The 24,475-nt window shown below is 53.4% G+C and carries 24 protein-coding genes; 15 read left to right on the forward strand and 9 right to left on the reverse strand.

All coding sequences use genetic code 11. The features are described from left to right. Nucleotides 1-127 precede the first annotated feature (127 nt). The 7 genes from J5069_RS24300 to J5069_RS15680 all read left to right on the forward strand — a co-directional run bounded on the left by J5069_RS24300 (nucleotide 128) and on the right by J5069_RS15680 (nucleotide 9,142). Nucleotides 128-1,516 carry a DUF1983 domain-containing protein gene (locus J5069_RS24300; protein ID WP_413542247.1) on the forward strand — a complete coding sequence of 463 codons (1,389 nt, stop codon included), beginning with the start codon at nucleotides 128-130 and terminating at the stop codon, nucleotides 1,514-1,516. 27 nt (nucleotides 1,517-1,543) lie between these two features. Next, on the forward strand, nucleotides 1,544-4,015 hold the full coding sequence (locus J5069_RS15655; RefSeq protein ID WP_264644745.1) for a pyocin knob domain-containing protein: 2,472 nt from the start codon (nucleotides 1,544-1,546) through the stop codon (nucleotides 4,013-4,015). A 275-nt stretch (nucleotides 4,016-4,290) separates the two neighbouring features. Then, on the forward strand, nucleotides 4,291-5,712 hold the full coding sequence (gene cysG / locus J5069_RS15660; protein WP_264644746.1) for a siroheme synthase CysG: 1,422 nt from the start codon (nucleotides 4,291-4,293) through the stop codon (nucleotides 5,710-5,712). A 9-nt stretch (nucleotides 5,713-5,721) separates the two neighbouring features. Further along, nucleotides 5,722-6,630 (forward strand): sulfate adenylyltransferase subunit CysD, encoded by a 909-nt coding sequence (gene cysD / locus J5069_RS15665; protein ID WP_195316280.1) that lies wholly within the window; start codon nucleotides 5,722-5,724, stop codon nucleotides 6,628-6,630. An 11-nt stretch (nucleotides 6,631-6,641) separates the two neighbouring features. After that, nucleotides 6,642-8,069, forward strand: coding sequence for a sulfate adenylyltransferase subunit CysN (gene cysN, locus J5069_RS15670; RefSeq protein ID WP_264644747.1), 1,428 nt, complete (start codon nucleotides 6,642-6,644; stop codon nucleotides 8,067-8,069). Beyond that, nucleotides 8,008-8,757 carry an adenylyl-sulfate kinase gene (gene cysC, locus J5069_RS15675; RefSeq protein WP_319801682.1) on the forward strand — a complete coding sequence of 250 codons (750 nt, stop codon included), beginning with the start codon at nucleotides 8,008-8,010 and terminating at the stop codon, nucleotides 8,755-8,757. The genes cysN and cysC overlap by 62 nt, the downstream gene beginning before the upstream one ends. Before the next feature lie 58 nt (nucleotides 8,758-8,815). Then, nucleotides 8,816-9,142, forward strand: a complete 327-nt coding sequence (locus J5069_RS15680; protein WP_264644749.1) for a DUF3561 family protein — start codon at nucleotides 8,816-8,818, stop codon at nucleotides 9,140-9,142. A gap of 35 nt (nucleotides 9,143-9,177) precedes the next feature. Here J5069_RS15680 and J5069_RS15685 read toward each other — a convergent pair whose 3' ends face one another. From J5069_RS15685 to J5069_RS15695, 3 genes are all read right to left on the reverse strand, one after another. Further along, entirely contained in the window at nucleotides 9,178-9,900 is a 723-nt protein-coding gene (locus J5069_RS15685) for an amino acid ABC transporter ATP-binding protein (protein WP_264644750.1), read from the reverse strand. Further along, on the reverse strand, nucleotides 9,887-10,648 hold the full coding sequence (locus tag J5069_RS15690) for an amino acid ABC transporter permease (protein ID WP_264644751.1): 762 nt from the start codon (nucleotides 10,646-10,648) through the stop codon (nucleotides 9,887-9,889). The genes J5069_RS15685 and J5069_RS15690 overlap by 14 nt, the downstream gene beginning before the upstream one ends. A 127-nt stretch (nucleotides 10,649-10,775) precedes the next feature. Next, a complete protein-coding gene (locus J5069_RS15695) occupies nucleotides 10,776-11,546 on the reverse strand; it encodes a basic amino acid ABC transporter substrate-binding protein (protein WP_264644752.1) in 771 nt (256 codons plus the stop codon). Between the two features lie 292 nt (nucleotides 11,547-11,838). Here J5069_RS15695 and ftsB point away from each other — a divergent pair, with 292 nt between their 5' ends. From ftsB to rpoS, 7 genes are all read left to right on the forward strand, one after another. After that, nucleotides 11,839-12,201: a cell division protein FtsB gene (ftsB, locus tag J5069_RS15700; protein ID WP_264644753.1), complete on the forward strand. Its 363-nt coding sequence runs from the start codon at nucleotides 11,839-11,841 to the stop codon at nucleotides 12,199-12,201. Between the two features lie 3 nt (nucleotides 12,202-12,204). Then, a complete protein-coding gene (ispD, locus tag J5069_RS15705; protein WP_264644754.1) occupies nucleotides 12,205-12,915 on the forward strand; it encodes a 2-C-methyl-D-erythritol 4-phosphate cytidylyltransferase in 711 nt (236 codons plus the stop codon). Between the two features lie 57 nt (nucleotides 12,916-12,972). After that, nucleotides 12,973-13,470 carry a 2-C-methyl-D-erythritol 2,4-cyclodiphosphate synthase gene (ispF, locus tag J5069_RS15710; protein WP_222158014.1) on the forward strand — a complete coding sequence of 166 codons (498 nt, stop codon included), beginning with the start codon at nucleotides 12,973-12,975 and terminating at the stop codon, nucleotides 13,468-13,470. Beyond that, nucleotides 13,470-14,534 carry a tRNA pseudouridine(13) synthase TruD gene (gene truD / locus J5069_RS15715; protein ID WP_264644784.1) on the forward strand — a complete coding sequence of 355 codons (1,065 nt, stop codon included), beginning with the start codon at nucleotides 13,470-13,472 and terminating at the stop codon, nucleotides 14,532-14,534. Before ispF ends, truD begins: the two co-directional genes overlap by 1 nt. A gap of 149 nt (nucleotides 14,535-14,683) precedes the next feature. Then, nucleotides 14,684-15,295 (forward strand): protein-L-isoaspartate(D-aspartate) O-methyltransferase, encoded by a 612-nt coding sequence (locus J5069_RS15720; RefSeq protein WP_264644755.1) that lies wholly within the window; start codon nucleotides 14,684-14,686, stop codon nucleotides 15,293-15,295. 200 nt (nucleotides 15,296-15,495) lie between these two features. Then, complete coding sequence (nlpD, locus tag J5069_RS15725) at nucleotides 15,496-16,563, forward strand: murein hydrolase activator NlpD (protein ID WP_264644756.1); 1,068 nt, start codon at nucleotides 15,496-15,498, stop codon at nucleotides 16,561-16,563. 53 nt (nucleotides 16,564-16,616) lie between these two features. Then, nucleotides 16,617-17,609 carry an RNA polymerase sigma factor RpoS gene (rpoS, locus tag J5069_RS15730; RefSeq protein WP_264626106.1) on the forward strand — a complete coding sequence of 331 codons (993 nt, stop codon included), beginning with the start codon at nucleotides 16,617-16,619 and terminating at the stop codon, nucleotides 17,607-17,609. Nucleotides 17,610-17,702: 93 nt separating this feature from the next. Here the strand turns inward: rpoS and proS are convergent, their stop codons facing one another. The 6 genes from proS to metN all read right to left on the reverse strand — a co-directional run bounded on the left by proS (nucleotide 17,703) and on the right by metN (nucleotide 23,421). After that, nucleotides 17,703-19,421: a proline--tRNA ligase gene (gene proS / locus J5069_RS15735; protein ID WP_264644757.1), complete on the reverse strand. Its 1,719-nt coding sequence runs from the start codon at nucleotides 19,419-19,421 to the stop codon at nucleotides 17,703-17,705. A gap of 184 nt (nucleotides 19,422-19,605) precedes the next feature. Then, nucleotides 19,606-20,316: a tRNA (N6-threonylcarbamoyladenosine(37)-N6)-methyltransferase TrmO gene (gene tsaA / locus J5069_RS15740; RefSeq protein ID WP_264644758.1), complete on the reverse strand. Its 711-nt coding sequence runs from the start codon at nucleotides 20,314-20,316 to the stop codon at nucleotides 19,606-19,608. 9 nt (nucleotides 20,317-20,325) lie between these two features. Beyond that, the gene (gene rcsF / locus J5069_RS15745; RefSeq protein WP_264644759.1) at nucleotides 20,326-20,733 is read right to left on the reverse strand and encodes an Rcs stress response system protein RcsF; all 408 of its coding nucleotides are present in this window, start codon (nucleotides 20,731-20,733) and stop codon (nucleotides 20,326-20,328) included. A 121-nt stretch (nucleotides 20,734-20,854) separates the two neighbouring features. After that, entirely contained in the window at nucleotides 20,855-21,670 is an 816-nt protein-coding gene (locus J5069_RS15750) for a MetQ/NlpA family lipoprotein (protein WP_222158007.1), read from the reverse strand. Between the two features lie 70 nt (nucleotides 21,671-21,740). After that, nucleotides 21,741-22,394 (reverse strand): methionine ABC transporter permease MetI, encoded by a 654-nt coding sequence (locus J5069_RS15755; protein WP_195316266.1) that lies wholly within the window; start codon nucleotides 22,392-22,394, stop codon nucleotides 21,741-21,743. Then, nucleotides 22,387-23,421, reverse strand: coding sequence for a methionine ABC transporter ATP-binding protein MetN (gene metN, locus J5069_RS15760; protein ID WP_264644760.1), 1,035 nt, complete (start codon nucleotides 23,419-23,421; stop codon nucleotides 22,387-22,389). Before metN ends, J5069_RS15755 begins: the two co-directional genes overlap by 8 nt. A 181-nt stretch (nucleotides 23,422-23,602) precedes the next feature. Here metN and gmhB point away from each other — a divergent pair, with 181 nt between their 5' ends. After that, the gene (gmhB, locus tag J5069_RS15765; RefSeq protein ID WP_264644761.1) at nucleotides 23,603-24,166 is read left to right on the forward strand and encodes a D-glycero-beta-D-manno-heptose 1,7-bisphosphate 7-phosphatase; all 564 of its coding nucleotides are present in this window, start codon (nucleotides 23,603-23,605) and stop codon (nucleotides 24,164-24,166) included. Nucleotides 24,167-24,475 lie beyond the last annotated feature (309 nt).

Consider the following 24,475-nt stretch of genomic DNA (forward strand, 5'->3'; position numbering starts at 1 on the left):
TACTATCGCGTTATTGGAGATGCAAGCGCAGATTGGCTCAACACAAAGTAACCTGAACTCATTGCAGCAGACGGTTACCACGTTGGAAAAGACCACTGCGCAGAATGTGGATAGCCTCAGTAGCAAAATGCGTGCAGCGGAAGGGGAAATCGACGGGCTTTCTACCGCTGTTGGTGGCTTACAGACTAAGGTGACGCAGCAGGGAAATACGCTAACGTCGCAGGGGCAATCGATCACGCAAATCACTGCCTCGGTTGGAACGGCTCAGACAGCGGCTGATAGCGCCAAATCTTCCGCTGCTGCCGCCCAACAGGCGGCAACGAATGCGGCTGCGGCGGCGGGTAATAAAGGTAAAGTGATCTATGGCACCGCAGAACCTGCGGTGGCGGATCGCCTGACACAAAACGTGTGGATCGATACGACAAATAGCGCCAATACCCCAAAACGCTGGACGGGCTCGGCATGGCAGGCCGTTACCGATAAGGCTGCCACTGACGCTGCGGCGGCAGCAAAATCTGCCGCTAGCGCAGCGGTGGCGGCACAGTCAACGGCTAATGGTGCAGTGCAGAGCGTTAATGCAGTATCTGCAACGGTGACGCAGCAAGGCAACACGATTACGGCACAGGGAACACAGATTAGCCAGCTAACCGCGACAGTGAACGGTGCCACAACGAAGATCAGTGACATTAGCCAAGCGGTTAATGGCATTGACGGAAAATTGTCAGCCTCTCGAACCATTAAAGTGGGGGTTGATGCAAACGGAAAACAATATCTGGCTGGTATTGGTCTGGATGTTTCAAATTCAACTACCGGGATGCAGTCGAATATTATTTTGTTGGCAGATAGAACATCGATAATGACTAATGCGGGAGGAACACCAACCCCTGTGTTTACGACGCAGGGAACGCAAGCAGTTTTAAATAGTGTTGTAATTGGGGATGCAACAATTACATCAGCTAAAATCAAAGATGCGGCCATTACTGGGGCAAAATTCTCGGATAACATATCATCTGATAATTATGTTGCTGGTTCATCAGGTTGGAAGATTAGTCGGACTTCTGGGAGTTCAGAATTCAATAATGTTATCGTCAGAGGGACAGTCTATGCAAAGGATGGTCGATTTGAGGGAACTGTTTATGCTGATAAGATTGAAGGTGATGTAATAAAATTCTCAGTTCTTCAAGCAGGGGGGGCATTGTTTATTCCAGCAGTACCTTATTCACGATTGATTGCAGTACCTTACGCTGGTATTAATGGGCGGCGTTATCGTTCTGGTTCGGGTGATGGTGCTACGTATAATGATGGCTATGGTAGAGGGAGTATTTTTATTTCCACCCCATCTGGAAATATCAGTATACTCACAATAAATGGGTATGAAATGATTCAAGCGTCGAGTGGGGCGGCTATATTGCCAGCTAATACAAACGGAACATTATATTGGTCGATCATCAACCAAGAACATTGTGTTTTCACTCCTGCGGTCGTTCTAATTTCTAAGGGCGATAGTGTTAATTGATTATTGATAAATGCATTAGGGTACTCTATGTCTTGGTACAAAACCGGAACCATCTCTGCCACTAATGGCAGCAAAATAATTACGGGTACAGGAACACAATTCACTAATCCATTAAACGGTGTATCAGCAGGGCGGATGTTATTATTGCCCGCCGCTGGCACTGTTCAGATTTATGAAATTGAGTCTGTGCAATCTGATACACAATTAACGCTGGTATCAGCGTTCACTGGTACAACGGGAACGGGTAAAGCCTATGCCATTCCCACTTCACCGGCTGTTTCCATTGAGCAGTTTGCTCATGAATTTGCCTCAACGCTTGCCTATTATCAGCAGCAGTTATCTGGCTGGCAGCAGATATTAACCGGAACAGGAAACGTTACGCTCACTTCGCCAGACGGTCAGACTGTTACCGTTCGCTCGCAGCAGGCTTGGGATGCTGCGCTAGATGGGAAAGCTGACTTAGCACAGGCTTTTAGAAAGCGTGGTGGGCTGGGTACCGTTGACCTAAATACTATCACTGGCGAGCAAGATGGGGTGTGGACTCAAAACTCAAACGCCAACGCTACTCTTGCCAAAAATTATCCCACACCCATAGCAGGCTCGCTTTTGGTTGTTCAGGGCACGGCCAACGGGAATACGGCTGCGCATCAACTGTATTTCCCCTACAACACCACGCGGGTTTATATCAGATATTTCCTCGCGGGTGGGACGTGGGGAGCGTGGTCTGAAGTATGGAACAGCGCGAGCCTTGTTAAGCAGACCGGGCAATTCGATGCAACCGCTGGCTCGGTAATGCTTAACGGTGCATGGGGTTGGGGTGGCTCTGGTGAAATTGTAGACCTAAACACGGATGCGGCGTTTTTGGCCTGGGCTAGATTATCAAGCAACGGGAGTAGAATTTTCAGAAACTCATCTGCCGTACCGCAATACACAAAACAATATGGCGTTGGTGTGTTGCTAAGGTCCGGCGACACATGGGCTACCATGTCTATAGGGTATGCTCCATCTGGTATTTCTGGAGGAATAAGAATTACCTCTGGAAATAATTCCGGTTCAACAAATTCAACTCATGAATTATGGACAGACCAGAATCTAAATCCAGCAAGGAACGCGCCAACATATATCAATATTACATCAGAGGATGCGTTACATGCGTGGGCGCAAAATTCAGCTAACAGCTCTGGAACAATAAGAAATGATGGAATAACAACCGCAACAAGTAGATTTGGTTCTGGTTGGTTCTCAAAGGTACAGGGGACTTATTCCATATTTACTGTTGGCCCAACAGCAGGAACGAGCGTGGTCAGGCTACAGGCTGGTGATTCGAACGGATATACGAATCATGTATTCTGGACTGACAAAAATCTCATAAAGCAAACAGGGGTTAACGATACAGCCCCCGGCTCCATAATGCTAAACGGGGCACACGGGTTAGGCAGATCGCAATCTGCCGGTATTGCCATGTCTACTATCTTGGACGGGAATAACGCAGTTACGGCAGGGTTTGTTGAGCCAGCTTCCGCTACAAATTGGTATTATCAATTTAGTCCTGCCGTTGTTGCTTTCCGTGCTGGTGGTGCTGATGGATCCGGGCAACTCATGCAGGTACAGGTAGGGCCAGGTGGTGAGCTAGCGGCTAGGCACCGAACCAATAACGCGTGGACCGATTGGGCTCCACATGTAACCACCAACACCTCGCAAACAATAGCCGGGCAAAAGACATTTTCATATAACGGTTCTGGATTATTCATAAAACCCGCATCCGCATCGCAGCCGGGATATATTCGTGGTCTTACCCATGATAACGGAAATCATTGGTTTGTAGGAAAAGGTGATACAACATTCGATGTTGTTTTAGCTAATCAGTATTCAACCGCTCAAAACAATATTATTTTGGCTGAGGATGGGAGTACACGATTAACCGTTAACTCAGCAAGATTGGCTTATATCCGCAGAAGCAATACCAACTACGCCATTCTGGCTAGCGGGTTAAACGCAGTAGCTGATTCAAACGGGTTCTATAAAACCGCAAGCCCGGTAGTGAAGCTATTTACAGACGGCACCAGCGAACTCACCAGCGAAGCGGTTGGCATCACCACCGAGCGCCTGAGTGAAGGGGTGTACCGCATTTCCGGCTGTCTGGGCCTGAATGCCGATCGCGCCTGGGGTGGTGATGACGGCGGTATCGATGTGCCGATGTGTCGCAACAAGCTGCCTCGTCTGTGGGTGGACTATGGCGGTGATGAGGGCAGTGAGAAGATAAACCCGGATGGCTCGATCGTTATCCGCACCTATCATCGGCCACACCCCGACGCCCCCGCCTTTGCGCACAATGAGATTGAAGGCTACGCCAACGGCGATCCGATCGATATTCCGCACGACACCTTTATCTCGGTACGGGTACAAATGCCAGACGTTGAGGTGCAGGAGGAGGTGGTTGAAACGATGCCCAATGAGGCTGAAAACGACGTTGTTTTGGAAACTTCAGCACAAGCATAAGTAATCCCCCGGGCCGGTCAGCGATGACCGGCCTGACTGGGGTGAACGCATAATCCCTCAACCTGAAATTTTTTCTCACAGCGGTGATATTCACGTTCCGTGAGCCTGAAGATGTTTTGTTAATTACAGTAAAATCAATCGATAAGCGTTACGCTGCGATTCTTGCTCCGCTGTTATTCCATTACGGAACTTATCATTCCAATTCGGCATTTCATAACCCTTCCTACAGCACCGTATAGTCTACTTATCAAATTTTTAACTTTGTTAAGGCGATTGTGAACTATCTCCCTTTGTTCGCTGACGTGAAGCAGCGTGTAGTGTTGGTGGTCGGCGGTGGTGAGGTAGCAACGCGCAAGATTGAATTGTTATTGCGTGCGGGCGCCGACGTGCATGTGGTGGCCAAATCCTTGGCAGAGCCGCTAGTGGCAAAACATAACGCCGGTCAGTTGCACTGGCTGGCGCAGGAATTCTCCCCAGAGCAGGTGGATAAAGTTTTTCTGGTGATCGCCGCCACCGATGATGTGGCGTTGAACGCAGCGGTGTCTGAAGCGGCGCAGCAGCGCTATCGCCTGGTTAACGTGGTGGACGACCAGCCCAAATGCTCGTTTATTTTCCCGTCTATTGTCGATCGCTCGCCGTTAGTGGTGGCGATTTCGTCTGGCGGACAAGCGCCGGTTTTGGCGCGTTTACTGCGCGAGAAGCTGGAGGCGTTGCTGCCTGCCAGTTTGGGCGATATGGCCCGGGTGGCCGGAGAATGGCGCGATCGCGTCAAACAGCGGTTTCATTCGATGCGTGCGCGTCGTCAGTTTTGGGAGCGGTTGTTTAATAGCCCTTTTGCCGACCAGATTGCCGCCGGGCAACAAACGGTGGCAGAAGAAACCCTGCGCCAGCAGTTGGATCAACCGCAACGGGTGCAGGGGGATGTGGCGCTGGTGGGGGCCGGGCCGGGGGATGCCGGTTTGTTGACCCTGCGTGGTTTACAACTGATTCAACTGGCGGACGTGGTGCTGTATGACCATCTGGTGAGCCCGGAAGTGCTGGAACTGGTGCGCCGCGATGCCGAGAAAATCTGTGTCGGCAAGCGCGCCTCCGCGCACTCATTGCCACAGGGGGAGATTAACCGCCTGCTGTTTACGCTGGCATCGAGCGGTAAACGTGTGGTGCGCCTGAAAGGGGGCGATCCGTTCATCTTTGGACGCGGCGGTGAGGAAGTGCAATACCTGGCAAAAGCGGGCATTCCTTTCCAAATCGTACCGGGGATCACGGCGGCTGCGGGCGTTACCGCCTATGCCGGTATCCCGCTGACCCACCGCGATTACGCACAAAGCGTGCTGTTTATTACCGGGCACTGTCGCCCGGATGGTGAAGCGCTCGATTGGTCCACGCTGGCGCGCGGGCGTCAGACGCTCGCCATCTATATGGGCACGGTGAAAGCGGCGGAAATCAGCCAGCAACTGATCGCCCATGGGCGTGCACCGGATACGCCGGTGGCGGTGATTAGCCGCGGCACGCGAGCGGATCAGTCCGTGAACATTGGCTCGTTGGCACAGTTGGAGACCTTGGCGCATCAGGCTCCGACGCCAGCGCTATTGGTGATTGGCGAGGTGGTTGCACTGCACCATCAGCTCGCCTGGTTTGGTCTACAGACGCAGGAGGCCGGGCAAACCGGACGTTCTGCGCTCGTGAATTTGGCTTGAGGAAGGGTTATGGACGAGAAACGACTGACGCACCTGCGACAGCTTGAAGCGGAAAGCATACATATTATTCGCGAAGTGGCGGCAGAATTCAGTAATCCGGTGATGATGTACTCCATTGGCAAAGATTCTTCCGTCATGCTGCATCTGGCGCGCAAGGCGTTCTATCCGGGCACCTTGCCGTTTCCGCTGCTGCATGTGGATACCGGGTGGAAGTTTCGCGAGATGTACACCTTCCGCGATCGCACTGCCAAAGCCTATGGCTGCGAACTGCTGGTGCACCGTAACCCCCAGGGCGAAGCGTTGGGGATTAACCCGTTTGTGCACGGCAGCGCCAAGCATACCGATATCATGAAAACCGAAGGGTTAAAGCAAGCGCTGGATAAATACGGCTTTGATGCCGCGTTCGGCGGTGCGCGACGTGATGAAGAGAAATCTCGCGCCAAAGAGCGTATCTATTCTTTCCGCGATCGATTTCACCGCTGGGACCCGAAAAACCAGCGTCCGGAGCTGTGGCATAACTACAACGGCCAGATTAACAAGGGGGAAAGCATTCGCGTGTTCCCGCTCTCCAACTGGACGGAACTGGATATCTGGCAATACATCTACCTGGAAAATATCGACATTGTGCCGCTCTATCTGGCCGCCCCGCGTCCGGTGCTGGAGCGTGATGGCATGTTGCTGATGGTGGATGACGATCGTATCGATCTGCAACCGGGTGAGGTTGTCGAACAGCGTATGGTGCGCTTCCGTACCCTCGGCTGTTGGCCGTTGACCGGCGCGGTGGAATCGCACGCACAGACGCTGCCGGAAATCATTGAAGAGATGCTGATCTCGACCACCAGCGAACGGCAAGGGCGCGTCATTGACCGGGATCAGGCCGGCTCGATGGAACTGAAAAAGCGTCAAGGGTATTTTTAAGGAATCGTCAAATGAACCAAAGCATTGCACAACAGATTGCCGATCAGGGCGGAGTAGAAGCCTATTTGCACGCGCAGCAGCACAAAAGTTTACTGCGCTTTCTGACCTGCGGCAGCGTGGATGACGGCAAAAGTACCTTGATTGGCCGTTTGTTGCATGACACCCGTCAGATTTACGAAGACCAGCTTTCCACGTTACACAACGACAGCAAACGGTTAGGCACGCAGGGTGAGAAGCTGGATCTGGCGCTGCTGGTGGATGGCTTGCAGGCCGAGCGTGAGCAGGGCATTACCATCGATGTCGCCTACCGCTATTTCTCCACGGAACGGCGTAAATTTATTATTGCCGATACCCCCGGCCATGAGCAGTACACCCGTAACATGGCGACCGGGGCCTCGACCTGCGATTTGGCGATCCTGTTGATCGATGCGCGCAAAGGCGTGCTGGATCAAACCCGCCGCCATAGTTTTATTGCCACGCTGCTCGGCATTCGCCATCTGGTGGTGGCGGTGAACAAAATGGATCTGGTGGAGTATCAGCAATCGGTATTTGAGCAGTTCAAGCAGGATTACCTCGATTTTGCTCAGCAGCTACCGGCATCGTTGCAGGTGACCTTCGTACCTATCTCCGCGCTGGATGGGGATAACGTGGCGACGCCGAGCACCACCATGCCGTGGTACAGCGGCCCGACGCTGCTCGACGTGTTGGAAACGGTCGACGTTACGCGCCAGAGCGATACGCAGCCAATGCGTTTTCCGGTGCAGTATGTGAATCGGCCCAACCTGGATTTTCGCGGTTATGCCGGAACGCTGGCGTCCGGCGTGGTGCAGGTCGGACAGCGCGTGAGGGTGTTGCCGTCCGGTGTGACCTCCTCCGTGGCCCGCATCGTGACCTTTGATGGTGATTTGCAACAGGCACACGCGGGAGAAGCCATCACGCTGGTGCTGGCCGATGAAGTGGATATCAGCCGTGGCGATCTGTTGGTGCCGGAGGCGGATGAACTGCGCGCAGTACAGCATGCGCAGGTCGATGTGGTGTGGATGGCGGAGCAGCCGTTGGTGCCGGGGCACAGTTATGACATCAAGATTGCGGGCAAGAAAACCCGTGCGCGGGTAGACAATATTCAGTATCAGGTCGAGATCAATTCGCTGACGCAGCGCGTCAGCGAAAATTTACCGTTAAACGGCATCGGCCTGGTGGATTTGACCTTTGATGAACCGCTGCTGCTCGAGTCCTATCAGCAGAATGCCACCACGGGCGGTATGATCTTTATCGACCGGCTGAGTAACGTGACTGTCGGTGCCGGGCTGGTACGCGAGCCGATGGTGCAGGTGACGCAGGAACCGTCTGCCTTCAGTGCGTTTGAGCTGGAGTTGAATGCGCTGGTGCGCCGTCACTTCCCGCATTGGGGTGCACGCGATCTGCTGGGAGGAAAGTAGCATGACGCTGCCCCCACAAGAGAAGCATCAGGCTATTGATGGCAATCGTGGCGATAACATTCGTGATGACAATATTCGTGATGACAACAGTCGTGATGACAACATTGTCTGGCACGATCACCCGGTGGCACGTCGCGATCGGGAGCGATTGCACCGCCATCAAGGGGCCGTTATCTGGTTCACCGGCCTGTCAGGGTCGGGAAAGTCCACTCTGGCCGGGCAACTGGAACAGCGCTTGCACCAACTCTGCGTTAGCACCTATCTGCTTGATGGCGACAATGTTCGCCACGGGCTGTGCCGCGATCTGGGCTTTTCCGATGCCGATCGGCGTGAGAATATTCGCCGCGTGGGCGAAGTAGCCAGTCTGATGGTGGATGCTGGGCTGGTCGTGTTGACGGCGTTTATTTCTCCCCACCGTGCGGAACGCCAGATGGTGCGCGAATCGCTGCCGGAAGGAAAGTTTATCGAAGTGTTTGTCGATACACCGTTGGCCGTATGTGAAGCGCGCGATCCTAAAGGATTGTATAAGAAAGCACGTGCCGGCACGCTGACCAATTTTACCGGTATCGATGCCGTGTATGAGCCGCCACACGCGCCCGATCTGCGCTTGGAAGGCGAACAATTGGTAACAAATTTGACCGATCAGTTATTAGATCTACTGCACAGTCGAGCTATTATCAAAGTCTGATTGGCTCTGTCAGGTGTCACCGCCTTTCGCGGTGGGGCGGAGTGTTACAGGGTAGACTATGCAGAATGTAACGCAGTTATCGGTAAGTAAGCGGCTACGGGTGCGTGAAGACGAACGCACCTACCCGTTTATGGGCGCCATCGCCGGTTTTTCTTTCTACTGGTTGGCGTTTGTGGTGCCGATTTGGGTCTATGGCTCGAACACCACGCTGTTTTTTATGCTCTACACCTGGCCATTCTTTCTGGCGCTGATGCCTGCCTCGGTGCTAATCGGCGTGTTTTTCAGTGTGATTTTCAAAGGCAATATGACGCTGATGGTGTTGTCCAGCGGCGCAGTGATTGTCTGTCTGTTTTGGCTGGTGTTTTCACTGATCACCGGGTGGTGAGGAGCGGCGGGCGCATCGCGCACGCCACTGCGGTGTTAGAGCACTTTACTGAGAAATGCTTGGGTTCGCGGATTGGTCGGTGCAGTAAACAGCGCTTCCGGCTCTCCCTCTTCTTGAATGATTCCCTGATCGATAAAGATGATTCGGTCTGCGACTTCACGGGCAAATGCCATTTCGTGAGTCACGATAACCATGGTCATTCCCTCCGTTGCCAGCGTTTTCATGACTGACAGCACTTCGCCTACCAGCTCTGGATCAAGCGCCGATGTGGGTTCATCAAACAGCATAATGGCCGGTTCCATCGCCAATGCGCGGGCGATAGCTACTCGCTGTTGTTGCCCGCCAGAAAGGCTATTGGGCCAGGCATCCACTTTATCCAGCAGACCCACTTTGTCCAACAAGCGGTGGGCGCGTTCAACCGCCTGAGCGCGTGAAAGCTTTTTCACGTCCATGGGGGCCATAATCATGTTTTCCAGCACCGTCATGTGCGGAAACAGATTAAAACGCTGAAATACCATACCAACGCTTTCACGTAACCGGTTGAGATCGGTCTTGGGGTTATGCAACGCAAATCCGTTGACGGTGATTTCGCCACCGGTTGGCGTTTCCAGCGCATTCAAACAGCGCAGGAACGTGCTTTTTCCCGAACCGGAAGGGCCTATCATGCAGATCACTTCCTGCGGTGCGATAGCGCAACTGATACCGCGCAGTACCTGCGTATCACCAAAATGTTTTTGCAAATTATTAACGTGAATCACTTTTGCTTAACCTTATTTCCATCTGCCGCACCAGAACCGAGAGCAGGAAGGTGATGACCCAATAAACCAGGGAAATGGTCAAATAGGGTTCCCAATAGGTGGCATAGGCACCCGACACCGTACGCGCCGCGTAGGCCAGATCGGCCAGTCCAATCGCAGAAGCGAGTGATGAGTCTTTGACGATGGCAATCGCATTGTTACCGAGCGGCGGCAGCATACGACGAAATGCCTGAGGAAGAATGACCTTGCGCATGGTACGGCCGTAGCTCATGCCCAGTGAACGCGACGCTTCCATCTGCCCACGGTCAATAGATTGGATGCCGGCACGGAAAATTTCGGACACATAGGCACCGGCATTCAGGGTGATTGCCACGATGCACGATAGGAAAGCACCGTAGTCGGCACGTAGCATGCGTGCGAAATCCGACGACATCAGGCCGCCACTGACGAATAAACCATCGCGCGGGTTAATGAGTAATGGGATCAGTGCAAAATGCACCACCATAATCTGAACGAAAAGCGGCGTACCGCGCAACGCACTGACATAAATACGCACAGGCCACTGTACGCCATAGTGCAATATCCATTTCCAAGGGCCGTGCGGTGCTTGCGCCAGTCGGCCTAACCCGAGCGTCAGTCCCCAGCAGGTCCCCAAAATAACGCAGATAAGCGTACATTTTATTGTCATCCAGGCCCCTTCCATAAACAGCGGGGCATATTCCTGAATGATTTCCCAACGAAATCCCATCGCGTGCGGTCCTTTTTGGTGTCATAGGCGAGGTGATAGAGCGCCTCTGTCACTTACGCGTGATTGAATCGCGTCGTGACAGAGGCCTTGAAAGCAAGGCACGCCGAGTCAGCGTGCAAACCGCGGTTTACTGAGCAGGCAGGGCAGGAACGTCGTTATCAAACCATTTCTGATAGATTTGCGCATAGGTGCCATTGGCAACAATCTTTTTCAGGCCAGCGTTGATCTTACCCAACAGTGCCTCGTTGCCTTTAGCAACGGCGATGCCAAAGTATTGACGCTGAAATTTCGCATCGGACACCAGTTTAAACTGCTTCTCCGGGTGGGTTTTGATATAGAACTTGATCACACCGACATCACCGACGGCGGCACCGATACCGTCTTCATAAAGCTCTTGCAACATCAGCGGCGTGTTGTCAAAACGCTTGATCGCCGAGTTGTTCTTGCCCAGCACGTCTGAAACCACCACGTCGCCGGTGCTGGAGTTCACTACACCGACCTTATGGTCTTTCAAATCAGCAATTGCGCCAATGCTGGAGTCTTTAGGCGTCACGATAGACTGCTCCGCCGGGAAGTAAGGAGAAGAGAAATCGACCATTTGTTTACGTTTGTCTGTAATGGTGATCCCGGAAATAATGATATCGCGATCGCCGGAATTCAGCGTAGCGAAGATCCCTTCCCACGGCGTGTTGACCAGTTTGATGGAGAAATTTTCCGCGTTGGCGATCGCTTTAATGATGTCGATATCAAATCCTTCCAGCTCTTTCTGCGCGTTTTCAAATTCAAAAGGACGATATGTACCGCCAGCACCCACCACATAGGTTTGTTCTGCCGCAGCAATAGAAGTGGAAAACGCCGCCGCGAACAGCGTGCCAGCGAACAAAAAGGGTTTGAACATGTTATCTCCTGGATCAAAGTGTGGCAGATGAATCATCTGTTTTATGCATTTTATTTTCATAAAAATACACAGGTCGACATAAAGGTTCAACTTATTCGCGGGTAAAAATCCCGCTGGCTCTCTGCCATTGTGGATTGATCACCGCGTATTGCCGGTAAAATGCAAATGAATAGCTATCCTGATTATTGGGATCTTTGTGGCGTTGAAAGCGCCTCTGTGTGCTAATCCGCCCTGATAATATGGAGTCGAAGGCAAAGTTATGGGATGATTAGGCGGTTTTTCAGGGGGCGGGATGGGAAAGCTAACGCTGTTATTATTGATTTTGCTCGGTTGGCTGCAATATTCGCTGTGGCTGGGTAAAAATGGCATTCATGACTATGTTCGGGTTAAAGACGACGTGGCTGTCCAACAGGGCAACAACGGTAAGCTCAAAGCCCGAAACGAACAGCTGTTTGCGGAAATCGACGATCTCAACGGTGGACAAGAAGCCATTGAAGAGCGCGCGCGCAATGAACTGGGCATGATCAAGCCGGGTGAGAACTTCTATCGTCTGGTGCCGGATCAATCCGGTCGCCGTGCGGCAACAGCGTCTTCATCGGCGAATTCTGGCGCGTCCAGCTCCCTGTCGCCTTCTAACCCTATGACGTCACGTTAACCCATGTCTGAACCGTTGGTCTCCTTACCTGAGGTTGTCGCCGTTCTGCCCGCGGCCGGAAACGGCAGCAGAATGGAGTGCGACTGCCCGAAACAATATCTCACCCTCCATGGTAAAACATTGCTGGAACACACGCTGGCTGCGCTGTTTCAGCATCCGCACATTCAGCGTGCCGTGGTGGTTATCAGCCCTGACGACTGGCGCTTTGCCGCCTTGCCGCTGGCACAGGACCCGCGCATCAGCGTGGTCTTCGGCGGCAAACAGCGGGCTGATTCGGTGCTGGCCGGTTTGCGTGCGGTCAGTGAGGCGCCCTGGGTGCTGGTGCATGACGCCGCGCGTCCCTGCTTGCATCTTCAGGATCTCGACAGCCTGCTACAGCTTATCCGGCACTGCGACGTGGGCGGCATTCTTGCTGCACCGGTGCGGGATACCATGAAGCGCAGCCGGGGTGAGACGATTGATCACACGGTTGATCGCCGCGATTTATGGCACGCCTTGACGCCGCAACTGTTTCCACGGTTATTATTGCAAGATTGCCTGGAGCGCGCGTTACAACAAGGCGCTGTCGTGACCGATGAAGCATCGGCACTGGAGTATTGCGGCTATCATCCACAGATTGTTGCCGGGCGCGCTGATAATATTAAAGTGACGCGTCCTGAGGATTTGGCGCTGGCCGAGTTCTATCTGGCTCGATTGGCACCGCCAAACGTGTGATGTGCCCTTCGCCAGTCTAGCGTTTCACAACCATTCGAAATTAAGGAGAATAACCCCATGCGTATTGGTCACGGTTTTGATGTCCACAAACTGGGCGGCGAAGGCCCATTGGTGATCGGCGGGGTTCGTATTCCTTACCCTCAGGGATTGTTGGCGCATTCTGATGGGGATGTGTTGCTGCATGCGGTAACCGATGCACTGCTGGGAGCCGCAGCGCTGGGCGATATTGGTAAACTGTTTCCCGACACCGATCCTGCCTACAAAGGCGCGGATAGCCGCGAACTGTTGCGTCAGGCGTGGCAGCGGATACAAGAAAAAGGCTATCGGCTGGGCAATCTGGATGTCACCATCATCGCACAAGCGCCAAAAATGGCCCCGCACATTCCGCAAATGCGGGTGAATCTGGCAGAAGATCTTCACTGCCATATGGATGACGTCAACGTAAAAGCTACCACCACCGAACAGCTCGGGTTTACCGGACGTGGAGAAGGGATCGCCTGTGAGGCGGTGGCGCTGTTGGTGAAAGATGAACGGAGCGAAGTGGTCGCATGGTAATGCAGCAAGAACCCGCTACGCTCAACATGGAAAGCCTGTTCTGGCTGCATGGTGAGCCGCAGGCGACAGGGACGCTCAAAGCAACTGCCGATGATTTCCGCGTGGTGGAAGATCTGGGTTTTGCACCGGATGGCGATGGTGAACATCTGCTGGTACAGGTACGTAAACGTGGCTGCAACACCGCGTTTGTGGCGGAGGCGTTGGCGAAATTCGCCCGCATTCCCGCGCGTGCCGTGAGTTATGCGGGCTTGAAAGACCGGCATGCGGTAACCGAGCAGTGGTTTTGCCTGCATCTGCCGGGCAAAGCGCTGCCCGATTTTTCAGCCTTTATGCTTGAAGGGTGTGAAATTCTTAGCAGTGCCCGCCATCGGCGCAAACTGCGTATTGGTGCGTTGCGCGGCAATCAGTTTACGCTGACGCTGCGTAATATCAGCGATCGCGCCGCCGTCGAAGCGCGGCTAGCGGCGATCGCCGAACAGGGTGTGCCGAACTATTTTGGCAGCCAGCGCTTTGGTCGCGGCGGTAACAATCTGATTCAGGCGGCACGTTGGGCCAGAGACGAGATTCGCGTCAGCGAGCGCAGCAAACGCAGCTTCTATCTGTCGGCCAGTCGCAGCGCGCTGTTCAATCTTATCGTGAGCCAACGGTTGAGCCAGGGCTTGGCAACGCAGGTCTTGGCGGGCGACGCGCTGCAACTGGCCGGGCGCGGCAGTTGGTTTGTCGCCAATGAAGACGAAGTGACGGCACTGCAAACGCGCGTTGATCAGCGTGAGCTGTGCGTGACGGCCCCGCTGCCCGGCGACGGTGACCCTGGTACTCAGGGTGCCGCGTTGGCGTTTGAACAGGGTTGTCTGGCAGGGCAAGAGACGCTGCTTGGACTGCTGCGTCGTGAACGCGTGGACGTTGCGCGCCGTGCCGCGCTGCTGTATCCGCAGCAGATGTGCTGGTCCTGGCTGGATGATGGCTCGGTTACGCTGGATTTCTGGCTGCCGGCAGGCAGTTTTGCCACCAGCGTAGTGCGTGAGCTCATCACGCCGCTTGAGCAGATGGATATCGCTGATTGAGATGCTGTGTCTGATGCGTGTCTGAGGTAGTAGCGATGCAGCACCGATGCAGTAAGGATGCGAACTCACGGCAAGGTATTGCCGTTATAGAGTAAAGGCATGAAGACGTTAATCACGACTGAGGCTGACGGGATAGGGTGAACAAGCACATGCAAACGATGCTGACACTGTTGCGTCAGCAAGGCATTCATGACGAGCGATTGCTTAAGGCTATCGAGGCTGTGCCGCGTGAGCGTTTTGTCGACGAAGCCTTTGAGCATAAGGCTTATGAAAATACCGCGCTGCCAATAGGCTCCGGTCAAACCATCTCTCAGCCTTATATGGTTGCTCGTATGACGGACCTGTTGCAATTGACGCCCGCCTCCCGCGTGCTCGAAATTGGCACCGGTTCCGGTTACCAAACGGCAATTTTGGCGCATTTGGTAAAGCAGGTTTTTTCCGTTGAGCGTATCAAAGGGCTGCAATGGCAGGCTAAACGGCGCCTAAAGCAGTTGGATCTGCACAATGTCGCCACCCGGCACGGCGATGGCTGGCAAGGCTGGCCATCACGCGGCCCGTTTGATGCCATTATTGTAACGGCGGCGGCACCTGAAATTCCGAATGCGCTGATAGCGCAATTGGATGAAGGGGGCATTATGGTGCTCCCGGTGGGAGAGCAGTCGCAGACGTTGCAGCGCATACAACGCCGCGGTGGAGAATTTGTGGTTAATACCATTGAAACGGTCAAATTTGTTCCACTGGTCAAAGGCGAACTGGCCTGATACCTTTGCAAGCATGTTTACGGGTATCAGTCATTTACGATTTATTTCAATAGAACTTATTTCAATACAACCCTGTCATAGTGAGAACATGTTGATATTGCTAGCATTGAGCGGATGCCAATGCGTTGATGACAGGGCAGGCCGCGAGTGGTCTGATTAAAGTATTGAGTGAGTGTTACGGTTATAGGGGAGCAAGGCGCATGGGAAGCCAAACGAGAACACTGCGTCAGATGGCGGCGTGCACGGCAATTATTCTGGGGTTGGCGGGATGTTCCAATAACGACAGCAAACCCGCCCCAATCAGCAGCGTAGGCGGTCAGGGCAACAGCAGCAGCCGCGGTGGAATGCTTGCGACTGCGCCTTCGAACATATCATCTTCCGGCGATGCGCCGATCACCACGCGCGATGGGCGTATGGTCTACAACCGTAGCTATAACGCCATTCCTAAAGGCAGCTATGGCGGCAGCACCTATACGGTAAAACGCGGTGATACGTTGTTCTACATCGCCTGGATAACCGGCAGTGATTATCGCGAGCTGGCCCAGCGCAACAGTGTCGCTGAGCCTTATAGCCTGAACGTTGGGCAGGTGCTGCAAGTGAGTGATGGTTCCTCCGCACCCGTGAGCAACGGATCGACCGGAGGCGGACGCATGTTGGCAGGCGGTACCAGCAGCAGCGGTGGTGGTATGCTGACACCTTCCGATGCCACGCGTGGTGGTGTGCCTCAGCCGCCGTCAATGACGCAAATTCAAACAACGCAGGTTGATTCTCAGTCAACTAATGCGTATTCTGGAAATTCGGGTAAACAGAATGTAGGTAAGATGTTGCCTTCCACCGGAGCTGCAGTGACGGCTCCTGTGACTGCCCCCGCGGCTGTTGAAAGCAGTGCTCCTGCTGTCGGCAGCTGGCGTTGGCCCACTGAGGGGAAAGTCATAGATAGTTTCTCCGCGTCGGAGGGGGGAAACAAAGGGATTGATATCGCTGGCACTCGTGGGCAACCGATCATGGCGACCGCTTCAGGGCGCGTCGTTTATGCGGGCAACGCTTTACGCGGGTACGGTAATCTAATCATCATCAAACACGACGATGATTACCTGAGCGCCTATGCCCATAATGACACTATGCTGGTCCGGGAACAACAAGAGGTCAAGGCGGGTCAACAGATCGCTACCATGGGTAGCACCGGAACCAGTTCAGTACGCTTGCATTTTGAAATTCGTTACAAGGGGAAATCCGTAAACCCGCTGCGTTACCTTCCGCAGCGATAAATCGGGCAGAGTATTTCGGTATTCTGCCAAGGGATCACGGGTAGGAGCCACTTATGAGCCAAAGCACGCTGAAAGTTAACGAGTTACATGATGATGCCGAGTTCGAGGAAAATGGACTTGATGTTTTTGACGAAAAGGCGCTAGCGGAGGAAGAGGCGGGGGATAATGAGGCATCCGATGATGAATTGTTATCCCAAAGTGCAGCCCAGCGTGTGCTGGATGCCACCCAACTTTATTTGGGCGAGATCGGTTACTCTCCGCTTCTGACCGCAGAAGAAGAAGTATTTTTTGCCCGAAGAGCGCTGCGCGGTGATGTTTCATCGCGACGCCGCATGATTGAAAGTAACCTGCGTCTGGTGGTGAAAATCGCCCGTCGCTACAACAATCGCGGTTTGGCGCTGTTGGATCTCATCGAAGAAGGTAATCTTGGTTTGATCCGTGCGGTTGAGAAGTTCGATCCTGAAAGGGGTTTCCGCTTTTCAACCTATGCCACATGGTGGATTCGCCAAACGATTGAACGGGCTATCATGAACCAAACCCGTACCATTCGTCTGCCGATCCACATCGTTAAAGAATTGAACGTTTATCTGCGTACCGCGCGTGAGCTTTCGCATAAGCTGGATCACGAGCCCAGTGCGGAAGAGATTGCCGAGCAGCTCGACAAACCTGTTGATGACGTCAATCGTATGTTGCGCTTGAACGAGCGTATTACATCGGTCGATACGCCATTGGGTGGGGACTCTGATAAAGCGCTGCTGGATATTCTGGCGGATGAAAAAAACAACGGACCAGAAGACACCACGCAAGACAACGATATGAAACAAAATATCGTTAAATGGTTGTTCGAACTGAACGCTAAACAGCGTGAAGTGCTGGCTCGTCGTTTTGGGCTGCTGGGATATGAAGCGGCAACGCTTGAAGATGTTGGTCGTGAAATTGGCTTAACCCGTGAACGCGTGCGCCAAATCCAGGTGGAAGGGCTGCGTCGTTTGCGTGAAATTTTGCAAGTACAGGGGCTGGATATTGAAGAGCTGTTCCGTGAATAACGAAGCAGAAGCGATCGCCGTATTTGCATGTTAAGGTCAAATAAAAGAGGTGGGGCAAAACCCCCCCTCTTTTTTATGCTGTAGTTCTGCGTATTAACGAACGGTATTGGCCGACAAAAAATCCACGATCTCGCCAACCTTGATCATCTTTTTCTCGCCGTCACGACGATATTTATATTCGATCTCGTCGTTATCCAGATTGCGATCGCCAATGACGATAGTGTGTGGCACGCCGATCAACTCCATGTCCGCAAACATCACACCCGGGCGCTCTTTACGATCGTCGAGCAGAACGTCGATGCCTTTGGCGCGCAGCTGCTGATAAATGTCTTCTGCCAGCTCTTTCACGCGGAACGATTTGTGCATGTTCATCGGCAGGATCGCCACCTGGAAGGGAGCGATGGCGTCATGCCAGATAATGCCGCGATCGTCGTGATTCTGTTCGATGGCAGCAGCCACCACGCGCGTCACCCCGATACCGTAGCAGCCCATGGTCAGGATCTGGTTACGGCCATCTTCACCTTGTACGCTGGCTTGCAGCGCCTGAGAGTACTTGGTGCCCAGTTGGAAGATGTGACCCACTTCAATGCCGCGTTTGATTAACAGGGTGCCTTTCCCGTCCGGGCTGGCATCGCCTTCGACCACGTTACGGATATCTGCCACTTGCGGCAGTGCAACGTCACGTTCCCAGTTAATGCCAAAGAAGTGTTTGCCGTCCTGGTTTGCCCCAGCGCCGAAATCGCTCATTGCCGCGACGGTGCGATCGACAATCACCGGTATCGGCATATTGACCGGACCTAATGAACCCGGGCCCGCGCTAACGATGTCGCGAATCTCTGCCTCGGTTGCAAAGGTCAGCGGGCTGGCAACCTGCTCCAGTTTCTCCGCTTTCACTTCATTCAGCTCATGATCGCCGCGCACCAGCAGGGCAATCAGTTTGTGACCGCTCTCTTCCGTCGCTTTTACCAGCAGCGTTTTGACGGTTTTTTCGATCGGCAGGTTAAACTGCTCAACCAGCTCGGCGATGGTTTTGGCGTTAGGCGTATCAACCAAACGCATCTCTTCTTTGGCTTCGGCACGGCCCAGCGTGGGCGCAACGGCTTCGGCAAATTCGATATTGGCAGCGTACTCGGAGTCGGTAGAGAAAACGATGTCGTCTTCGCCGCTCTGTGCCAGCACCTGGAATTCGTGTGATGCGCTGCCACCGATGGAGCCGGTGTCCGCCTGAACCGCGCGGAAGTTCAATCCCATGCGGCTAAATGCACGGCTGTAGGCGTCGTACATTGCGTCATAGGTGACCTGCAACGATTCCTGCGACGTGTGGAACGAGTAGGCGTCTTTCATGATGAATTCGCGTGAACGCATCACGCCGAAACGCGGACGCACTTCATCGCGAAATTTGGTCTGGATCTGGAACAGATTCAGCGGCAACTGCTTATAAGAGCTCAGCTCGTTGCGCACCAGATCGGTAATCACTTCTTCATGCGTCGGGCCGAGAACAAACGGGCGTTCACCGCGATCGACAAAGCGCAGCAATTCCGGGCCGTACTGTTCCCAGCGGCCGCTCTCCTGCCACAGATCGGCGGGTTGTACCACGGGCATGGAGATCTCGATAGCACCGGCGTTGTTCATCTCTTCACGCACGATGTTTTCGACTTTCTTCAGAACCCGGTAGCCGGTCGGCAACCAGGTGTATAACCCGGAGGCCAGCTTGCGGATCATCCCAGCGCGCAGCATCAACTGATGGCTGATGACTTCCGCGTCGGCAGGCGTCTCCTTCAGGGTGGAGAGCAGATATTGGCTAGTACGCATGGTGTTTTAGTTCCGTCAGAACGCAAAGTAATGGGCACCGATGTGCCCTAAAACGAGATGCAAAGGGCCGTGTAGGCCCTTAAACACGGTAAAGTGGCTTAGTGTAACAGTGACTTTCCTTCGTCAACAGTGTGCGGCGTGAATTTTATGGCGCGCAGGTCATGAATAACGATTCAATGTTCGCTTAGCGCGGCGCTGGCTCAAGGCTGAGCACTTCGGTCTGCATGGCCGTTACGCGCCAGCGCACGTTGAATTCCAGCAGCAGGGCGGCGTAATCACGCGAGGCCTCACCCTTGCGATACGCCGGACGTGGATCCTGATTCAGTACCTGAGTAATAAAACGGCGCAGGTGCGGATAAGTGGATTGATGTTGCACCAACTGTTGCTCTGCCAGCGGTGAGAAATACACGGGCATCGCGGTGTCGGGTGCCTGTTGCGCGAAGCCGCCGATGGCATCAGGCACGCTCTCGGCAAAGGGCAAATAGGGTTTGATATCAACCACCGGCGTGCCATCGACCAGATCGAGACTGCCTAATTGCAAGATCACGCCGTCGCCTGTGGCCTTTATCCCTTTGAGTTTGACCAGCGACATGCCGATGGGATTCGGGCGAAACGTGGAACGTGTGGCGAAAACCCCCATACGCGCATTCCCGCCCAAGCGGGGAGGGCGTACTGTAGGCCGCCAGCCTTGTTCCATGGTGTGGTGAAAGACAAACAATACCCAGATATGGCTGAACGCTTCCAGCCCACGAACCGCTTCTGGCTGGTGGTAGGGCGGCAGAAGATGCAGTTCTCCGTCGCCATCTTCAATCAGGCCGGGTTGCCGCGGCACGGCGAATTTTTCTTTATAAGGCGAACGGATAACGCCAATCTGATCGAAGTGATAGGTGGTCATTGCCCGGCTTTATTGAGAAGAAATTTTCAGTGCAGTGCCTTCACAAATGGCCTGCCGGTAGCAGCCAGCAACGCCGCTGACAACCTGACAGTTATGCACCAGAACCGCATTGGCGCGCATCGCTGTTGCACGCGTTTGCATACGGCGGCGGGCATTGGCGACGGTAGCTGGCGTATCTTGCACGCTGGCCTGGCACACGGAGCCGGACACTTCACCCATATCGCGGAACGGTTTACCCACCAACTCTTCCGCATTGTTATACAGCACGGCGGTCGCCGGGCGCTGTACCGGTTTTGCTTTGGCCGGGGCTTCGACAGCCGGTTCGACAACCGGCTGCGGTGCGGGTGCCGTTTTGGGTTGCAGCAGGGAACATCCTGTTAATGACAGCGCTAAAAACACGAGCGGTATAGCACGCATAGCATTTCCTCTCTACTATTCTTCTTTTGATGTGCGCTTATTGAAGCAAGCTACGACACAAATAACAAGACGGGCACCGAGGCCCGTCTTGAAAAAATTGTCACTCGCGTATCGGGTGATATTACCAGCCTTTCACCGCGCCGCCGTTGAAAATCTTGTTGGCCGCTTCATAAACTTCGTCTGACTGGTAAGCCTGAACGAATTTCTTCACGTTAGCCGCGTCTTTGTTGTCTTCACGCGACACAATCAGGTTGACGTACGGAGAGTCTTTTTCTTCCACGAACAGACCGTCTTTGGTCGGCGTCAGATTAATCTGGCTGGCATAGGTGGTGTTGATGATAGCCAGAGCGATTTGATCGTCATCCAGAGAGCGCGGCAGTTGCGGTGCTTCCAACTCGACCAGTTTCAGGTTTTTCGGGTTTTCAACCACGTCCAGCACGGTCGGCAGCAGGCCAACGTTATCTTTCAGTTTGATCAAACCCTGTTTTTGCAGCAGCAGCAGGGAACGGCCCAGGTTGGTCGGATCGTTAGGCAGTGCGATTTGCGCCCCGTTTTGCAGCTCGTCTAATGATTTGATTTTTTTAGAATAGCCAGCGATCGGATAGACAAAACTATTGCCAACAGCAACCAGTTTGTAGCCACGGTCTTTGATCTGTTGGTCCAGATAAGGCTTGTGCTGGAAGGCATTCAGGTCAATATCCCCTTTGCTCAGCGCTTCGTTCGGCAGTACATAATCGTTGAAGCTCACCAGTTCCACGGTCAGGCCATATTTATCTTTAGCCACTTTCTGCGCAACTTCAGCAACTTGCTGCTCAGCACCCACAATAACACCGACTTTGATGTGGTTCGGGTCTTTTTCTTCTTGTCCGCAGCCTGCCAGCGCCAGTGCACCCAGTAACGTACCCAGTGCGGCGACGGTTTTAAATTTGATTGTCATTTCCTTAACCTCTGCATATTTAACGTTTTGCGGCTTGCCATCTGCGGCATAGTCCGACGTGTAGTAAAACTTATTTATGAGTCACTGCCCGTACCGTGCGATCGCCTACGAATTGGATCAGGTAGACCAGAACAACCAGTAATATTAATACCGTATTCATGACTGTCGCGTTATAACCAATGTATCCATACTGATAACCAATTTGACCTAACCCACCGGCACCGACTGCGCCCCCCATTGCAGAATAGCCTACCAGGGTGATAAGTGTGATGGTGGCGGCATTGATAAGACCGGGAAGTGCTTCTGGCAGCAGAATCTTACGAATGATCTGTAACGGCGTGGCGCCCATGGCGCGCGCCGCCTCGATCAATCCGCTGGAAATTTCCAGCAGGGCGTTTTCAACCATACGCGCGATAAACGGCGCTGCGCCTACGGTCAATGGCACAATCGCTGCCTTCAGCCCGATGGAGGTGCCGACGATGGCGCGTGTGAACGGAATCATCCACACCAGCAAAATAATGAACGGAATAGAACGGAAAATGTTCACCAACGCGGACAGTGTGCGATACAGCGGCGGGTTGGCAACGATCTGACCCGGACGGGTAATATAAAGCATCACGCCAACCGGCAATCCCAATACAAAGCCAAAGAAGCCGGAAACAAATGTCATCACGACGGTTTCCCAAACGCCTTTCGCCATCAACCACATCATTGCTTCAGACATAGCCCAGCACCTCAACTTTCACATGGTGTTCCTGTAAAAACGCGATGGCGGCCACCGTGTCCTGCTCTTCGCCGTGCATTTCGGCCAACATGATGCCGAATTTAACGCCACCGGCGTAATCCATCTGCGCACTGATGATATTGTTATTCACGCTAAAGCGGCGCGCGATGGTTGAAAGTAACGGCGCATCAACGGATTGACCGGTAAACTCCAGCCGTAGCAGCGGGGTGTTCTGGTCGTTGTGCGGTGCGGCGATGAGCCGGGCCTGATAATCCTCGGGGATATCCAGATGCAACGTAGACTGAATGAAGGTTTGTGCCAGAGGTGTTTTAGGGTGAGAGAACACTTCGCTGACCGTGTCCTGCTCAATCAATTGACCGCCGCTGATAACAGCCACCTGATCGCAGATGCGTTTTACCACATCCATTTCATGGGTGATCAACAGGATGGTTATCCCTAAACGGCGATTAATGTCTTTGAGCAATTCGAGAATGGAACGCGTAGTGGCCGGATCGAGCGCGCTGGTGGCCTCGTCACACAGTAGCACCTTGGGATTGCTGGCCAACGCGCGAGCAATCGCAACGCGCTGCTTTTGCCCGCCGGACAGATTTGCCGGGTAAGCATCGTGCTTATCTGATAAACCCACCAGTTCGAGCAGTTCATTGACGCGGCGGGTAATTTCGTTTTTCGGCGTAGTGTCCAGCTCAAGAGGCAGGGCCACGTTCCCAAACACGGTACGTGACGCCAAAAGATTAAAGTGCTGGAAGATCATGCCAATCTGGCGGCGTGCCTTGGTCAACTGCGCTTCGGACAGTGCCATCAAATCCTGGTCACCGACCAACACCTCGCCGTGGGTCGGGCGCTCCAGCAGATTGACGCAGCGGATCAGCGTACTTTTACCAGCACCGGATGCGCCGATAACCCCATAGATTTGCCCTGCAGGGACATACAGACTGACATTGTCCAGTGCTGTGATGGTCCGGCCTTTCTGCTGGAAAATTTTTGTAATGTTAGAAAGTTTAATCATCTTTATTTATCGTAAGTGCCTATCGTGGGATAGATCAACGTCTGCTGTATGCAGAATATTGTACGGATGTTAGGGCGTCTAGACGTCTAAGTCAATTTACTTTGTCGTTATGACGCATTCTCGCAAAGGACAAAAACATGCGATACTAGCGCGCAAATAACGCCATCAGGAGCACATAGCAGTGGCACAACCCATTCCAGCCGTTTTTCTCGATCGCGACGGCACGATTAATGTCGATCACGGTTACGTTCATGAGATCGATCAGTTTGAGTTTATTGATGGCGTTATCGACGCGATGAGTGAACTAAAGAAGAAAGGATTTGCGCTGGTGCTGGTGACTAACCAATCCGGTATTGCGCGCGGCATGTTCAGTGAAGATGAGTTCATGCACCTGACCGAGTGGATGGATTGGTCGCTGGCCGATCGCGGAGTCGATTTGGACGGCATCTATTTCTGTCCGCATCACGCAGAAGAGGGGCAAGGGGAATACCGCCAGGAGTGTGACTGCCGTAAACCCAAGCCGGGCATGTTTCTCTCAGCGCAGAGTTTCCTTAATATCGATATGGCTGCTTCTTATATGGTAGGCGATAAGACAGAAGATATGCAGGCAGCCATTGCGGCGGGCGTTGGAACAAAAGTACTGGTGCGCAGCGGCAAGCCGATCACCGAGCAAGGCGAAGCGCTGGCTGATGTTGTGATTGATAGCCTGGCCGATTTGCCGCGCGTTATAGAACAGCGCAAGTGAGTAAAATCGGGCTTCGTGAGTGGAATTTGAACAAACAGAAAAAAAGATGAAAAAAGGGGTTGTGTAAATTACTGGGATCCCTATAATGCGCCTCCGTTGACACGACACGAAGCGATTCAAGTCGAGGTTAGCAAGAGAAAAACGATTCACTTTCAAATGAAAATAATCGTTGACTCTGAAAGAGGAAAGCGTAGTATACGCCACCTCGCGACAGCAGGCTGCAAGCCGCGTCGCAACGCTCTTTAACAATTAATCAGACAATCTGTGTGGGCACTCACAGGACTTTATCGTAAAGCCTACGGGCTTAAA

It is taken from the genome of Candidatus Symbiopectobacterium sp. NZEC127, from assembly GCF_025962675.1.
Lineage (GTDB): Bacteria > Pseudomonadota > Gammaproteobacteria > Enterobacterales > Enterobacteriaceae > Symbiopectobacterium.